This window comes from Lentzea sp. NBRC 105346, assembly GCF_030269605.1.
Taxonomy (GTDB): domain Bacteria; phylum Actinomycetota; class Actinomycetes; order Mycobacteriales; family Pseudonocardiaceae; genus Lentzea.
The window spans coordinates 92,829-108,517 of the sequence record NZ_BSTQ01000018.1 but is presented as its reverse complement, the minus strand read 5'-3'; the positions used below and the strand labels follow the sequence as shown (position 1 = coordinate 108,517).

General features: G+C 70.5%; 13 protein-coding genes. 7 read left to right on the top strand and 6 right to left on the bottom strand.

From position 1 onward, the window contains the following. The first annotated feature begins 13 nt into the window (after positions 1-13). Positions 14-544 carry a DUF2165 domain-containing protein gene (locus tag QSK35_RS32775; protein ID WP_285751524.1) on the top strand — a complete coding sequence of 177 codons (531 nt, stop codon included), beginning with the start codon at positions 14-16 and terminating at the stop codon, positions 542-544. On the opposite strand, the gene QSK35_RS32770 is transcribed toward QSK35_RS32775, so the two are convergent. The 3 genes from QSK35_RS32770 to QSK35_RS32760 form a co-directional block, all read right to left on the bottom strand. Continuing rightward, the gene (locus QSK35_RS32770) at positions 541-2,595 is read right to left on the bottom strand and encodes an EAL domain-containing protein (protein ID WP_285751523.1); all 2,055 of its coding nucleotides are present in this window, start codon (positions 2,593-2,595) and stop codon (positions 541-543) included. The genes QSK35_RS32775 and QSK35_RS32770 overlap by 4 nt on opposite strands. Positions 2,596-2,811: 216 nt before the next feature. Further along, positions 2,812-5,139: a helix-turn-helix transcriptional regulator gene (locus tag QSK35_RS32765; protein WP_285751522.1), complete on the bottom strand. Its 2,328-nt coding sequence runs from the start codon at positions 5,137-5,139 to the stop codon at positions 2,812-2,814. Beyond that, positions 5,136-6,377 carry an Hsp70 family protein gene (locus tag QSK35_RS32760; RefSeq protein WP_285751521.1) on the bottom strand — a complete coding sequence of 414 codons (1,242 nt, stop codon included), beginning with the start codon at positions 6,375-6,377 and terminating at the stop codon, positions 5,136-5,138. The genes QSK35_RS32765 and QSK35_RS32760 overlap by 4 nt, the downstream gene beginning before the upstream one ends. 203 nt (positions 6,378-6,580) lie before the next feature. On the opposite strand from QSK35_RS32760, the gene QSK35_RS32755 reads away from it, so the two are divergent. The 5 genes from QSK35_RS32755 to QSK35_RS32735 all read left to right on the top strand — a co-directional run bounded on the left by QSK35_RS32755 (position 6,581) and on the right by QSK35_RS32735 (position 12,186). Next, positions 6,581-7,516, top strand: a complete 936-nt coding sequence (locus QSK35_RS32755; RefSeq protein WP_285751520.1) for an IniB N-terminal domain-containing protein — start codon at positions 6,581-6,583, stop codon at positions 7,514-7,516. Positions 7,517-7,641: 125 nt separating this feature from the next. Further along, positions 7,642-9,453 (top strand): dynamin family protein, encoded by a 1,812-nt coding sequence (locus tag QSK35_RS32750; protein ID WP_285751652.1) that lies wholly within the window; start codon positions 7,642-7,644, stop codon positions 9,451-9,453. Continuing rightward, positions 9,450-10,841, top strand: coding sequence for a P-loop NTPase family protein (locus QSK35_RS32745; RefSeq protein WP_285751519.1), 1,392 nt, complete (start codon positions 9,450-9,452; stop codon positions 10,839-10,841). The genes QSK35_RS32750 and QSK35_RS32745 overlap by 4 nt, the downstream gene beginning before the upstream one ends. Positions 10,842-10,918: 77 nt before the next feature. Next, a complete protein-coding gene (locus QSK35_RS32740) occupies positions 10,919-11,380 on the top strand; it encodes a GNAT family N-acetyltransferase (RefSeq protein ID WP_285751518.1) in 462 nt (153 codons plus the stop codon). Continuing rightward, a complete protein-coding gene (locus tag QSK35_RS32735; RefSeq protein WP_285751517.1) occupies positions 11,377-12,186 on the top strand; it encodes a PhzF family phenazine biosynthesis protein in 810 nt (269 codons plus the stop codon). The genes QSK35_RS32740 and QSK35_RS32735 overlap by 4 nt, the downstream gene beginning before the upstream one ends. On the opposite strand, the gene QSK35_RS32730 is transcribed toward QSK35_RS32735, so the two are convergent. Beyond that, the gene (locus QSK35_RS32730; RefSeq protein WP_285751516.1) at positions 12,176-12,796 is read right to left on the bottom strand and encodes a response regulator; all 621 of its coding nucleotides are present in this window, start codon (positions 12,794-12,796) and stop codon (positions 12,176-12,178) included. The genes QSK35_RS32735 and QSK35_RS32730 overlap by 11 nt on opposite strands. Continuing rightward, positions 12,796-13,803 (bottom strand): sensor histidine kinase, encoded by a 1,008-nt coding sequence (locus QSK35_RS32725; protein ID WP_285751515.1) that lies wholly within the window; start codon positions 13,801-13,803, stop codon positions 12,796-12,798. Before QSK35_RS32725 ends, QSK35_RS32730 begins: the two co-directional genes overlap by 1 nt. 234 nt (positions 13,804-14,037) lie before the next feature. Between QSK35_RS32725 and QSK35_RS32720 the strand changes: the two genes are divergently transcribed. Beyond that, positions 14,038-15,216, top strand: a complete 1,179-nt coding sequence (locus QSK35_RS32720) for an MBL fold metallo-hydrolase (RefSeq protein WP_285751514.1) — start codon at positions 14,038-14,040, stop codon at positions 15,214-15,216. A 10-nt stretch (positions 15,217-15,226) separates the two neighbouring features. Here the strand turns inward: QSK35_RS32720 and QSK35_RS32715 are convergent, their stop codons facing one another. Continuing rightward, the gene (locus QSK35_RS32715; RefSeq protein WP_285751513.1) at positions 15,227-15,652 is read right to left on the bottom strand and encodes a nitroreductase family deazaflavin-dependent oxidoreductase; all 426 of its coding nucleotides are present in this window, start codon (positions 15,650-15,652) and stop codon (positions 15,227-15,229) included. Between the last annotated feature and the right edge of the window lie 37 nt (positions 15,653-15,689).

The following is a 15,689-nucleotide window of genomic DNA, read 5'->3' as shown; positions in this document are numbered from 1 at the left end:
ATATGGTCACTCCATGCGTCTACTTGCCAGGGTCGGCAGCCTGAACGCGGTCGTCACGGTGCTCACCGGGATCAGCGCGCTCTACATGCTCCTCGTGGTGTTCGGCAACGTGACCGACTACGGCTCGAACGAAGCCTTCGTCAAGCACGTGCTCGCGATGGACACGACGTTCAAGTCCCCGAAGACGATGTGGCGGGCCATCACGAGCCCCGCGATCGTCACCGTGGTCTACGTCCTGATCATCGCCTGGGAGGCCCTGACCGCCCTGGTGCTGGCGTCGGCGTTCGTCACGTGGCTGCGCGGCCGCACGCAGACCGCCGCGCGCCTGTCGTCGACCGGCTGGCTGATGCAGGTGATCCTGTTCCTGGGCGGCTTCATCACGATCGGTGGCGAGTGGTTCGTGATGTGGCAGTCCGAGCAGTGGAACGGTCTGACCGCGGCCCTGCAGAACGTCATCATCGGCGCCTTCGGCCTCGTCCTCGTGCACCTGGCGCAGCGGCAGAACGCACCGACTTCGGCCGAACCCGTGGAAGCGACCGTCTAGACCGGCCAGGAATCCCCTGGCTCCGGGCAGTACAACGGGCCGACACACGCGTCGGCCCCGATCCACCGCCACCAGTCCGCCTGCTCCTCGGTCTCCACCGGATCGATCACCACCAGCCCACCGGCCGCATGCACGAACCGCACGAGGTCCTGCAGCACGTGGGTGATGAGGGGGTCGGGCCGGACGGTCCGCCCCTTGATCCGCACCGCCTTCACCCCGAGCGCGCGCACCAGCTCGACCTCGGTGGACGACCCGGTGAAGTCGCGGGCCCCGATCGCGCAGCCGAGGTCGGCGATCATCTCAAGGTTGTCGACCGCCTCGCCGTTGTCGGACGCCAGCACGTGCACCGGGAACCCGAGCAGCAGGCGTGAGGCGGGCAGACCGGTGTCGTCGAGCACCTTCCGGACGTCCCGCACGAGGTCCGGGTTGTTGGCCATCGACTCGGTCAGGCAGACGGCGAGCATCCCGGAGTGAGGCACGGCCTCGGCCGCGGCCTGCCGCAGCACCCACTCGCCGAGCGGCAGCATCAGGCCGGTGTGCTCGGCCATGGCGACGCACTTGTCGTGCGGGATGACCCCGGCGTCGCGGTGCGCCCAGTGCAGCTCGGCCTCGACGCACACGGTCGACTGGTCGCCGAGCGCCACGACCGGTTGGTAGACGACGCTGATCTCGCCGGACTCCCAGGCGCCCGGCATGACCGCGGCCAGCCCGAACTCCTGCTGCTCGCGCTTGTCCGCGGTGGCGTCGTGCAGGCCCCACTGGCGGCGGCCGCTGCGCTTGGCTCGGCGCAGGGTCATGTCCGAGGTGCGCAGGATCTCCGCGGGCGTGGTGTTGATCGGCAGGCGGGGCAGGACGCCGATGGTCGCGGACACCGCCACGCCGTGGCCGTCGATGAACACGGCTTCGGACAGCTCGTGGTCGATGCGGCTGATGATCGTGTTCACGTCCGGGGTCGTCGCCGAGTTCTCCACCAGGACGGCGAACTCGTCGCCCTCCAGCCGCGACACCATCGCCTTCTCCTCGGCGAACACCGTCGACAGCCGCTCGGCGACGATCCGCAGCACGCGGTCGCCGATCTGCCGCCCGAGGCCGTCGGTGATCACCGAGAACGCGTCGAGGTCCAGGTGGTACAGGGTCACGCCGTGCTCGGGCTCGGCGTGCATCAACGACTCCATGCGGGTCGTGAGGTACTGCCGGTTCGGCAGGCCGGTCAGCGGGTCGTGCAGCGACTGGTACTGCAGCTGGCCACCGAGCAGGGTCAGCTGGCTGTCGTCGTCGATCATCAGCACGTACCGCACCGGCACGTCGTCCACGTCACGCTGCAACGTCGCCGCCAGCACGACCCGGACGCTCTCGCCGTCGCCGTCGATCATGCGCGGACGTTCCTCGGCGCGGTGCTTGCCGCCCTCCCGCAGTTCCGTGAGAGCGATCTCGACCAGCGGCAGGTCCTGCGACTGCACCAGGTCCGCGAGCGTCAGACCGGGGAAGTCCTCGACCTCGCGGTGCAGGATGCGGCCGAGCGCGGCGTTGGCACGCTGGACGTTTCCGGTGAGGTCCATGATCGCGATTCCGCTGGCGGAGTAGGTGAAGAGCTCCTCGAACTGCGCCTCGGACACCTTCAGGTTGAGCTGGGCGGACTTGTTGGCGCGCACCAGGGCCTGGCTGACGCTCTCCTGCTGTTCGAGGACGAACGCCTGCATCTTGTCCGTGTAGCCGGCGGCGAGCGCCCCGATCACCAGTCCGACCCGCTCGGCCAGGTTCTCGATGCCGGCCAGATCCGGTTGGTACGGAAGGAACTTCGACAGCACGTCGATGGTCGTGCGCAGGCTCGTCGCGCCGACGCAGTGCAGTTCGACCAGGCGCGTGCCGACCTGAGCGGCCTTCTCGGCGTCACCGCGCATTGCCTCGCAAAGGACATCGAGCAACGAGCGCAGCTGTTTGATGAGCTTGGCGGTGGAGAACGGCACGTATGCGGTCGCGCTGAGGAGGACAGCCCATTCACGCGCGAGCTCGTCACGCCCGCGCGGCGTCATGCCGTCCTGCCTCGGCACTCGTTCCACCTGACCCGGTCTACGAGCAATGGTGCGGAAGCCTACCGCCAGCAAACCACACAGTGGCACGCGATGCGTCCGTTCGTTCGAACGGGTGATACGCCGTCTCGGTGAGTGAGGCCAGTTCCGCCGAACGGTCAACCCCATTGGAGCAATGCGGTGGAGGCGGCTGTCCACAGGTTACGCGCACCTGTGGACAAGCTGTGGATGAATCCGTCAGCCTCCGACGATCTGCCGCAGCTGGGCCAGCAGGTCGCTGCGGCTGGTGCTGCCGAGCCGCTGCCGCATCCGCGCCATGTGGTGCTCGACGGTCTTCGCCGAGATGAACAGCCGGTCACCCACCTGTTTGTAGGTCATCCCTTCGAGCACCAGCTGGGCGACCTCGCGCTCACGGTCGCTCAACTTGCCGGTGTCCTCGACCACGACGGACACCTCGTTGTCCGGCGTCCGCCGCGTGGTCGCCGGGCGGCCCTGCAGCAGCCGCGCGCAGTCGAGCAGCCGGACCATGGCCTGCCGGTCGGACGTGCGGATGGCGGCCTGGCCGGCGAGCCGGGCCGCGTCCCACCACTGGCCGGTGGCGTGCAGGCCGCGGGCGGCCTCCTCGACCTGGTCCGCGTCGACCTTGCCCGCCACCACGTCGAGCCAGCTCTCCGCGGCGGACGAGATGATCGCGCAGTAACGGTTGTGCGAACGGTTCTCCGCCAGTGCCGCCGCGTGCTGCTCCGCCCGTTCCGGGTGCTCGTCGATGATCGCCGCGTGCAGCAGGCTCCAGTGCAGCGTGGTCGCCCACAGCGGCGGATTTCCCAGCTGCCGCAACACTTCCGCCGCCTCGGTCAGGTGCGGCTGGAGCCGGTCCTGGTCCCGCAGGCGGGCCGCGGCCGCGGCGAACTCGCCGAGCGGCAGGAAGCTGAACAGGTCGACGGGGTGCCGCAGCACCGCCTCGCACGCCTGCTCCCAGGTGCGGCGCAACGTCGCGAGGTCGCTGTTGCGCCGGGCGATGCCGACCTCCAGCGCCACCGCGAAGATCCAGTCGCGCGGCTCGAACGCCCCGCGCACGGCCATCAGGTACTCGCGCGCCACGGCGAGGTTGCCGCGCTGCATGTGCAGCCACGCCTGCAACAGGCGGTGCCGCACGGCCATCAGCACGCCGCCCGTCCCGGTCTCGACCGCGCGGTCCAGCACGCTCTCCGCGACACCCGGCTCACCGCAGTGCACCGCGACGAGCGCGGCCAGCGCCGCCGGGCTGTCCGGCAGCAGCACCGCGCCGCCCGCCGGTTCCAGCAACCCCGACGCTCGCACCAAAGTGGACAGTGCCGCGGTCTCCGCGCCCGTGACGGACTGCTGGATGCCGCGCAGCATCAGGTCCGCCGCGCCGCCCAGCAACGTCGGCGGCTGCGGCGGGTTCTCCGTGACGAGGCGCCCGGTGCCGATCAGGCCGATGCCGGCGAACGCCTGCGCGTACGGCGTCGAGGCCCAGCGGAACAGTTCGGTCGAGCGCGCCAGCTGGCCGCGGTGCGCGAGCGCGACGGCCGCGACCTCAGCGGCGGTGCGCCGGTGCGGGGTCTCGGATCCGCTGATCACCTGGTCCGCCAGGCGCAACGCGGCGTCGAGGTCACCGGACATCGCGGCCGCGGTGGCCCACCGCGCGGCGACCTCCGGCTCCGGCGTGCCGCCACCCGCGGCGGCGCTGAGCAGCCGCGCGGACAACGCCGGGTCGACTGGAAGCGCCTCGCGGGCCGCGGCCTGCAACACGGCCGCGGGCAGGCCTCCGTTGCCCAGCAACGGTTGCACGAGCTCGAGCACCGGGCCGCCGCGCTCCAGCTGCAGCTCGGCGAGCCGCTGCCGCACGGCGATGCGCCGCTCGGTGCGGCTCAGCGCGGCGACGGCCTGCGCGACGATCGGGTGCAGCGTGCCGTCCTCGGCGAGCAGGCCGGTCGCGCGGCCCTCCTCGATCAGGTCGCTGACCGCGTCGACGTCCTTGCCCAGCAACCCGCTCAGCAGGTCCAGCCGCAGCCCCACGCCCGCCTCGGCGGCGAGCAGGAACTTCTGCATGTCGGCGTCCAGCCACTCGATGTCATGGCGGAACGCGGCGATCATGTCCGCGGTGACCTCGGTCGTCGCGCCCAGTCGTTCGACGAACCGCGGCACACCACCGGTCTGTGCGTGCACGAAGTCGACCACCGCGCGGTTGGCGCCCGGCAGGTACTCGCGCACCTGGTCCTTCGTGAAGGGGTGCAGCGACAGGACGGTCCCGGTCCGCGCCAGCTCCGAGAGGACCTGGCTGCGCGGCCACGGCCGGTACGCGACCACGACCCGTCGTTCGTTCAGCAACGGGCGCAGCGCTGCGTCGTCCAGCAAGTGCGCGTCGTCCACGACCGTGACGTCGTCGGCCCTGATCTCGTCGAGCAGGGCTGTCTTGCCGTACCCACCGGGCGCGACCAGGGCGATGCGCACGCGCGCACTGGCGTTCCCCAATCTGTCCAGTGCCTGCCGCGTGCGCTCGTCCACCACGAGCCGCGACCGGGTACCTGCTCGACTGCTCAACGGCCGTCCTCGTCGTCATAGTCGTTGTCACTGTCCGAACCGGACCGGCGGATGCCGGCCGGCTTGAGCCCCCGCACGACCCGCTTCACCGAACGGCGTTCGGGCAGGTCGATCGGCGGAATGTCCACGGGCGGGCGCGGCGGTGGCGCGGTGATCTCGTGATCGATCGCGATCTCGCCGACCGGGAAGCGCAGCGCCGCGTCATCGGTACGGGCCAGCACCGAGGTCTGGATCGGCTCGGGCTCGGAATCCGGACCTTCGACCAGTACCCGCGCCGCGTAGGCCGCGCCCTTCACCACGGACGTCTCGGGCGCGGCCTCGGCGAGCACGCGGCAGTCCAGCGCGTCCGACACGGCCTCGACGATCACCGGGGTGCGCACCGCGCCGCCGACGAGCAGCACCGCGTCCGGGGTCGCCGGCCCGATCGTGCGCAGCAGCGTCTGCACCGAGTGGTCCACCGCGGGACGGATCTCGTCGGCGAGGTCGGACTGGGTGACCGTGACGCCGCGCACCGAGACCTCCTGGTGCGTGGACAGGGCGGCCTTCGCCTGTGCGCACTCGACGGCGGACACCTCGCCCGCGTCGCGCGGGAGCTTGCCGCGCACGACCGCGGCGAGCGCGTCGTCGAAGTCCGCACCGGTGTGGTGGTCGACGCCGTCGACGCTGGTCAGCAGCTCGAACGTCCGGGCGGGCGTGCGCCGGACCAGGGCGCAGGAGAACGCGTGGCTGCCCATGGCGTAGATCGCCAGGGTCTTACCGACCGGCACCCGGTCGCGCGTGGCGTGGTTCTCGGCGGCGGCGATCGCGTCGGGCAACAGGGTGACGTTGTCCACCCCCACCTGCCGCAGGGCGTTGTGCAGCAGGTTCCTCCGATAGGGGCCCCACCCGGCCGGGTGAACGACGGCTACGTGCCGTGCAGGCTCACCCTCCTGTGCGGCGACCTGCCCGGCAATCCACATGATCATCAGGGCGGTCAGCTCCTCGGCCGGGCAGGTTTCGGGGCCGAGCACGAACGGCACCTCGTCGCCGACCCGCCGCAGGAACCCGCGAGCGATCCAGCCGCCGGGGTCGACGTCGCCGACCGAGAACGACCCCGCGTCCGTGAGCTGCAACAACGCGGGAACCACCAACGCGATCTCGGCCTCCCGGCGCCCATCCCCCAACCGGCAGACGGCGGCGGCCGCATGGGTGCTCCCCACGTCGACCCCGAGTACGTACGGCACGCGCTGATCCCTCACCTGTTCGCAGTAACGCCGTGCTTGCTACACGGGTGAATCGCCCGCGCTCAACCTGTCCCCCTAATCCCCTAAGGGGTCAACGAGCGTCACCCCAATAGGGAACGGGGATCTACTGGGAGTGATCCCCGATGCTCACCTATAGGTGATCTCAATACGGTCGGTCGCACCCATTTGAAACGTGTTTCCACAGGAGATTCCCCGTGATGTCGTCGTCGCCCAGCACCCTCCATGACTTCGTTTTGAACCTGCTCACCGACCCGAGCGCCAAGGCCGCGTTCGAGTTCGACGCCCAGGGCGCCCTGGAGCAGGCCGGCCTGACCGACATCACCGCGCTCGACGTGCAGCAGGTCATCCCGCTGGTCCTCGACACGCTGCCCGCCACCCCCGCCGGCCTGCCCGCCGTCGAGGGTGTCTCGCTCGAAGGCCTCCCCGGCCTCGAGGAAGGTCCGCTCGGCGCCATCAGCCAGCTGCAGGCGGTCGCCGCGCAGCTGACCTCGTCGGGCGTGCCCTCCCTCTCCGACATCAACACCTCGTCCGCCGGCGTGCTCGCGGCCGACGACCAGGGCCTGACCGTCTGGGGCGGCAACGAGACGCTGGGCGTCTTCGGCGCCGGCCAGGCGACCGTCTCCGGTGACTTCTCGATCATCGACGACGTCTTCGGCACCGCGACGAGCACCGTTGCCCCGGTCTCCGGCACCGCGCTCGACGCGTTCGACACCGCCACCGCGACGGCGAACTCCACCGCCGCGACCGCCACCTCGCTGGTTCCGGGCACCGACTCCGTCCTGGGCACCGTGGGCAGCCTCGGCGCGCTCGACACCGTGAACGGCGTCGTGCACAGCGCCCTCGGCGCGCTGGGCGACGGCAACGTGTCCGCCACCTCCGCGCTGCAGGTCGAGGGCCTGGGCCACTCCGGCAGCGGCAACTTCGAGGTGCACAGCGTCGACACCGTCAACACCGTGGTCGACACCGCCACCTCCGCCCTCCACACGCCCGACGTGTCCGGCGCCCTCAACACCGTCACCGGCCTGACCGACACGGCCGGTGTCGGCAACGTCGTGGGCAACGTCACGGATGTGGCGCACGGCGCGGGCCTGCCCGCCGTGGACCACCTGGGCGTCACTGACCTGCTCTTCTGAGCTCCGGGTCTGCTGTTCTGAGCCATCCGGCCGCGCCACGAACCGGCCTCGCCCACCAGGGCGGGGCCGGTTTGTCGCATCCGCTCTTCACCCAACGGGGTGAACACGGCACACTGAGTCGGGTGATGGCACCGCCCTGGCTCGACGTGCTCGACGAGACGATCGGCGCCTGCGTCACGCACCGGCGGCCCGACCTGGAGGCCCGGCTGCGGGAGAAGCGGGCCCAGCAAATGGACCCCAAGCTGCGCGTTCTGGTGATCGGCGAGACCAAGCAGGGCAAGAGCCAGCTGGTCAACGCCCTGATCAACGCGCCGGTCTGCGCGGTCGGCGACGACGTCACCACGACCGTGCCGACGTTCGTGCAGCACTCCGAGACACCGTCGGCCGCACTGGTGCGCAACGCCTCGTCCCGATCCAAGATCATGAACGCGCCCACCGAACGTGTCGCCGTGCCGATCGAGCAGGTGACCAAACAGGTGAGCACCACACACTCGGGCGAACTGGTGCGGGCCGAGATCGGCATCCCGAGAGCCCTGCTGACGAGCGGCCTCGTGTTGATCGACACGCCCGGCGTCGGCGACACGCGGTCCGCGCACACCGCGAGCACGTTCGCCACGATGATGCAGGCGGACGCCGTGCTGATGGTGTCCGACGCGACCGGCGAGCTGACCGCCACGGAACTGGCCCTGCTCAAGCAGATCATGTCGGCGTGCCCGAACGTGACGGTCGTCGTCACCAAGATCGACCTGGTGCCGCACTGGCGCACGGTGGTCGAGCGGAACCGCTCTCACCTTGCGCGGGCTGGGATTCCGGCGAAGCTGCTGCCGGTGTCGGCGACGCTGCGGCTGCGCGCGGCGAAGACGAACGACCAGGTGCTCAACACCGAGTCCGGTTTCCCCGAACTGCTGGCGTGCCTGCAGCGCGACATCGTGGCGAGCGCGGACCTGCTGGCGCGGCGCGCCGTGTCGGTCGTCGCGTCGTCCGCGATCAGCCAGCTGGTGACGCCGTTGCGCGAGGAACTGACCGCGCACGACTCGCGCCAGACCGAGGCGACGATCTCCACGTTGCAGGAGGCGCAGCGCCGGGTCGACGAGCTGCGGCGGCGGTCCGCGCGCTGGCAGAACGTGCTGAACGACGAGATGGCCGACCTGATCTCCGACGTCGAGTACGACCTGCGCGACCGCACCCGCAAGATCCTGCGCGAGGTGGACCGGACGTTCGACGACGCCGATCCGGCGCACGGCTGGGAGCAGTTCGAGCAGTGGCTGGAGGACAACCTCAACGAGGCCGCGACCACGAACTTCGCCTGGCTGATGGAACGCGCGGACTGGGTCGCGGAGAAGGTCGCGAAGAACTTCCCGGTGTACCGCGAGGACATCCTGCCCGGCTCGGTGCTGCCCGAGGACCTGCTCGATCCGGTGGGCAAGCTGGAGAAGCCGAAGATCGAGCCGTTCACCATCACGCAGAAGCTCTTCACCGGTCTGCGCGGCTCCTACGGTGGCGTGCTGATGTTCGGCCTGGTGACCTCGCTGGCCGGCATGCCGCTGATCAACGTGGTCTCGCTCGGCGCGGGCGCCCTGTTCGGCGGCAAGACGATCAAGGACGAGGCGGACACCCGGCTCAAGCGCCGCCAGGCCGCGGCGAAGGCGGCCGCACAGAAGCACGTCGACGACTTCTTCATGAAGTTCAGCAAGGACATCCGCGACGCCGGCCGGCACATCCAGCGCTCCCTGCGCAACCACTTCGCGACGCTCGCCGAGGAGTTGCAGGAGACCCTGCTGGAGTCCGCCCGCAGCGCCAAGCGGGCCGTGCAGGACGACGCATCTCAGCGCGAGCAACGGCAACGCGAGGCGCGGCGCGAGCTCGACAAGCTGGTGACGTTGTACAAGCGCGTGCAGGCCCTCGGCGGGACCGCCGCGATGGAGTTGAGCGCATGACCCTCGACCACGCCGTCTGGTCGATGCTGCAGGAAGCCCTCGCGATCTACCGGGACAGCCCCAGGGCCTCGTCGTGGTTGCGCTCCCACGCCGAGCGGTTCACCGAACCCGTGCGGGTCGCCGTCGCCGGTGTGCAGGGCATCGGCAAGTCGACCGCGGTCAACGCCCTGATCGGCGACGCGTTCTCACCGCTGCCCGAGTTCACCTGGTACCGCAACGGTTCCACGGCTGCAGCACAGGTCGTTTGCGGCCCGCGCGCGTCCGAGGTGCCCGTCACGCGCCGCGGCTCGCGCGTGACCGTCGACATCGGACAGTGGGACAAGATCGACCGCGTGGTCGTCGACTGGCCGTCCCGCTCGCTGCGCGACGTCGTGCTGATCGACACGCCCGCGTCCGCCACCCCCGAGCAGATCTTCGGCGACGCCGACGCGGTGCTGTACCTGATGCGGCACCTGCGGGACAACGACCTGCAGTTCCTGCGGTCCGCCCACGACCATCCGATCGCGCGCGTCGCGGCGGTGAACACGGTCGGCGTACTGGCCCGGGCCGACGAGATCGGCGGCGGGCGCATCGACGCGCTGTCGTCGGCCAAGCAGATCTCGCGCCGGCTGCGGCGGGACGTGCAGGTGCAACCGTTGTGCCAGAACGTGGTCCAGCTCGCCGGCCTGATCGCCGTCGCGGCCCGGACGTTGCGCGAGGACGAGTTCGTCGCGTTGCGCGCGCTGGCCTCGCTGGGACGCGAGGAGCTGGAGGACTACCTGCTGTCCGCGGACCGGTTCGTCGGCCCGTCGTTCCCGGTGGACCTGGAGGCCTCGGCGCGGCAGGGGCTGCTGGACCGCTTCGGGCTGTTCGGCGTGCGGCTGTGCTGTGCGCTGATCCGGCAGGGCTTCGACACCACGGTGAAGCTGACGGGCCAGCTGGTGCAGCGCAGCGGGCTGGGCGAGCTGCGCGACTCGATCGCGATCCACTTCGTGGAACGCCGCGAGGTGCTCAAGGCGCGAACGGCGTTGCTCGGCCTCGACGTCGTGCTGCGGATGGAACCCCGCCCGGCGGCGTTCCGGCTGATGGCCGACCTCGAACGGGCTGTCGCGTCCGCGCACGACTTCCGGGAGCTGCGGCTGGTCGCCGCCCTGCAGGGCGGGCGGACGAAGCTGCCGACCGAGCTGGAGGCCGAGGCCATGCGGCTCATCGGCGCCGAGGGCACCACTTCGCTGGCACGGCTCGGTTTCGACTACGACGCCCCCGCGGACGAGCAACGCGAGGTGCTGCTCGACGCGCTCGCCCGCTGGCAGGGGCAGGCGTCCGATCCGCATCTGGCGCACGACCACCGGCGCGCCGCCCAGATCGTGGTCCGTTCCTGTGAAGGCATGCTGACCCACCTCGGCTGAGGGTGTCGTTAAGGCCACCTTCGCTGCGTTCCACGCAGTCATGGTGGCCATAACGGCACACCAGGCAGGATGGTCCCGTGGAGCTACTGCCTTGGGGGGACGAGTACTTCGACGACCTGGTCCGGCTCTCGTCGGACCCGCGCGTCGTCGAGTACGTCGGCGACGGCAAACCGTGGCCGCTCGGCTACGCCACCGAGCGGCACGAACGCGCGCTGGCGCGCTGGGCCGAGTACGGGTTCGGCTGGCACGCGGCGATCGAGAACCAGAAGTTCGTCGGCCTCGGCTCGATGGCCGTCCGCGACGAGGGCATCGAGATCGGCTGGTGGGTCGACCCGAACCACTGGGGCCGCGGCGTCGCCACGGCGATCGCCTCCGCGATGCGGGACCTGGCACTGGAGCACAGCGACCGCGTGATCGCCGGGTTCATCGACGGCAACGGGGCGTCCGGGCGCGTGATGGTCAAGATCGGGATGCGGCACGTGCGCAGCTTCGTGGGCGAGGGAAGACTTCAGCACTTCTACGAGTTGACGCGGGTATGAGCATCCTGCGGTACAGCGCTTTCACGAAGGACCCGAGCGGGGGCAACCGGGCCGGTGTCGTTCTCGACGCCAGTGGCATGACCGATGACCACATGCTCTCGATCGCGGCGGACCTCGGTTACTCCGAGACCGCGTTCGTCATTCACGTCGAGGACCGCACCTACGACGTGCGCTACTTCAGCCCGCTCGCCGAGGTGGCGTTCTGCGGGCACGCGACCATCGCGACCGCGGTGGCGCTCGCCGCCGAGGTCGGCCCCGGTCCGTTGATCTTCCGGACACCCGCGGGCGTCATCGAGGTCGCGACCGGCGACGGCACGGCCAGCCTGACCAGTGTGCCCACGACGAGCGAGCCGGCGGACCCGGACCTCGTCACCGGCACCCTGGAAGCGTTGGGGTGGAAGGAGAACGACCTCGACCCGAGCTTCCCGATCCACGTCGGGCTCGGCGGCAACCGGCACCTGCTGCTCGCGGCGGCGTCCCGGGAACGGCTGGCGGACCTGGACTACGACTTCGAGGCGCTCAAGGAACTGATGCTGGCCAACGACCTCACCACCGTGCACCTGTTCTGGAGGGAGAGTCCCGAGCTGGTGCACGCGCGCGACCCGTTCCCGGTCGGCGGTGTCGTCGAGGACGCGGCTACGGGTGCCGCGGCGGCCGCGTTCGGCGGTTACCTGCGTGATCTCGAAGGGCCGCAACGGTTCGTCATCCACCAGGGCTACGACATGGGCCGCCCGAGCCGGCTGGAGGTCGACGCGACCCGCGAGGACCGCCGCGTCACGGTCACCGGATCAGCGGTCACAATCTGATCAGCCGGCGGTCGACCGCGGCCTTCACGGCCGCGGTCCGGCTGTCGACACCGAGCTTGTCGTAGACGTGCGCGAGGTGCGTCTTCACCGTGGCCTCGCTGATGAACAGCATCCGGCTGACCTCCCGGTTGGACCGGCCCGCGGCGATCAGCTCGAGGATCTCGATCTCCCGTTGCGACAACGCCAGCTGTGGCGCCCGCACGCGCCGCATCATCCGGGACGCGACGGGCGGCGACAGGGCCATCTCGCCGGACCAGGCCGTCCGCAGCGCGGCGAACAGCTCCTCCGGTGGCGACTCCTTCAGCAGGTACCCGGTGGCACCGGCCTCGACTGCCCGCAGGATGTCGGCGTCCGAGTCGTAGGTGGTGAGCACGACGACCTTCGGCGGCGAGTCCAGCGCCATGATCTGCCGGGTCGCGGTCACGCCGTCGACACCCGAACCAAGCTGCAGGTCCATCAGCACGACACAGGGCCGCAGCGACGCGGCGAGCCGCACGGCCGTGGCACCGTCCTCCGCCTCACCGACGACGTCGAACTCCCCTGTCGCGGACAACAGAGCACGCAGGCCCGCCCGGACCACCGGGTGGTCGTCGACGATCAACACCTTCATCAGCCGCTCCGCACCGGCACCGAGACCGCCAGCACGGTGCCCTCACCGGGCGCGCTCTCCACGGTCACGCGGCCGCCCAGCGCCTCGACGCGCTGCTCGGTCGCGCGCAGGCCGTAGCCGCGTCCCACCGAAGGGTCGAAACCCACTCCGTCGTCACACACGTCCAGGGTGATCTCGCCGTTCAGATACGTGAGCGTCACGACCACCCGTGACGCGAAGGCGTGCTGCCGCGCGTTGGCCAGTGCGCCCTGCGCGACCCGCAGCAGGGTGATCTCCGTGTCGACGTGCAGCGGATACGGCGTGCCGACGACCCGGACGTCGTCGCACAGGTTGCGCAACGCCTCCGGCAGGCTGCCGCCGTCCAGCGCGGGCGGGGCGAGCTCGCGGACGAACCGGCGGGCCTCGGCGAGGTTCTCCCTGGCGACGACCGCGGCCTGCCGGACGTGCTCGCGCGCCGGCCCCGGTGCCGCGTCCCACTCCTGGTCGGCGGCCTGCAGCAACAGATGCACGCTCGACAGGCCCTGGGCGAGCGTGTCGTGGATCTCGCGGGACAGCCGGACGCGTTCGCTGAGCTTGCCCGCCTCGTGCAGGTTCCGGAACAGCAGAGCCGCCAGGACCGCGATCGCGACCGGTGCGACGGCCGGGCTCGGATCCCACGCCTGCCGCGCGTGCAACGTGCCCTCGAGCGCCGCGAACGCGGCCATCCCGATGATCAGGCCCAGCGCCACGCGCATCGGGAACGCCTTGAGCACCAGGAAGAACAACGGCACGGCGAGCCAGGTGAAGCTGGCCGCCACGGCCGTCAGCCCGGCCCACGCGACGACCAGCACGACCAGCCCGGCCCGGCCGGGCGTGAATGCGAACAGCAGCCCGAGTGCCGCCGCGCAGCCCACGACGGGCAGCGCCGCGCTGGTCAGCCCGCTCCACCACAGGTAGCGCAGGGTGCACGCGGTGAGCACGACGAAGAAACCTGCCCGCACGATGCGGTCGTATCGCTGGGTGTCCACGGTGCCTCCGGGTGGTGAGTGTAGGGCGACTGAAAGCGCTCTCACCCAGTCGCACATCAACCTTTCGGATGACCCGCGCATCGCCCGCAGCGCCGACCCGCCGCCCGCCTGGAACCGCGACGCTCTGGCCAAGCCGCCCACAGCCGAGAGGAACCAGCAACCGTGTGCGACAACTGTCCCTCCGAGAACCCCACCCGGCGCAGCCTGCTGAAGTGGGGTGCCGCGGCGTCTGTGATGTCTGCGGTGTGTGCGGCGTCTGCGGCGGGCGTCCCGTTCGTCGGCACCGCGAACGCGGTGGACCTGAGCATCAGCACGAAACGCGGTGTCGCGTACTACGTCGCCCAGTCCGGCGACACGCTGAAAACGATCGCGACCCGCTTCCTCGGCAACATCGACCGCTGGAAGGAACTGCTGGCGCTCAACCCGGACCTGCACGGCCAGGACCCCAGGCCGGGCAAGAAGGTGCGGCTGCCCGAGTCACCCGCGGGCCCGAACACCCGGACGTTCGCTCCCATCCCGGCGGGTAGCAAGCCGCAGCCGTTCGGCCCCGAGGGCTACCGGCTGACCAGGTTCGGCGACCGCGCCTACGGGCTGCAGGTCGGCCCCGCCCAGAGCGCGTTCGTCGTCACCGACACCGGTGTGGTCGTGCTGGACGCGCCCGCCGGGCACGCCGCGAGCCTGCCGAAGGCGATCGCGTCCGTCACGGACAAGCCGGTGACGCACTTCGTGTACTCGCACAGCCACAGCGACCACGTCGGCGCGGCGAACCTCTTCCCCAACGCGATCCGCGTCGGGCACGCCGAGACCGCGAGCATCCTCGCCGCGGCCAAGGACCCCGCACGCCCCGTGCCTACCGTGACGTTCACCGACTCCCACGTGATCGACGCGGGTGGCCAGAAGATCGTGCTGAGCTACCCCGGCCCGAACCACGAGTCCGGCAACATCATCATCCACGTGCCGCAGCAACGATTCGCGATGCTGATCGACGTCGCCATCCCCGGCTGGGCGCCGTTCCGATCGTTCGGAAGCGCGGACAGCGTGCCCGGCGTGCTGCGCGCCCACAACGAGCTGATGAAGCTCGACATCGACCACTTCGTCGGTGGCCACATGCACCGCTACGGCACCAGGAAGGACATCGCCGAGTCACGCGAGTTCGTCTTCGACATGTGGACCGAGACGCAGAAGGCGATCGCCGCGACGCCCATCGCGCCGTTCTTCGGTCAGGTGGAGGCCGGCAACACGTGGGCCGCCGTCGAACTCTGGTACGACGCGATCGCGGTGAAGGCCGAGGACCCCATCCTGCGGAAGTGGACCGGCCGCCTCGGCGGCGTCGACGTGTGGCTGCGCGACAACCTGAAGACGATGGCGGTCTCGGCTCGGGTGGATCAGCCGAAGGACCTTCCCTCCGGCTGATCCTGGGGGCCTAGACCCGTTCGAGCACGACCACCGGGATCTCGCGGTCGGTCCGCTGCTGGTAGTTGGTGTAGTCGGGCCAGATCTCGTTCATGAGGTCCCACAACCGGGCGCGCTCCTCGCCCTTCGCCGTGCGCGCGTGGGCCCGGAACCGCTCCGCCCCGACCTGGACCTCGACCTCGGGGTTGTCCCGCAGGTTGAGGTACCAGTTCGGATGCCCGTTCGAGCCGCCGTTGGAGGCGACGATGACGTGCCGGTCGCCGTCCGGCTGGTAGATGAGCGCGGTGCGCCTGGGCTCTCCGCTGCGCCTGCCCTTGGTGGTGAGCAGCAGCGTCGTCACGCCGGGACGCCACTCGTGTCCTTGCTCGCCCGCGGTTTCGACGTAGCGATCGATGTGCTTGCGAACCCAGCCGACCGGGCTGTCCTTCACTGCCATGCCATCGACGCTACTGCCGCGCAGTGCAGGGCGCGCG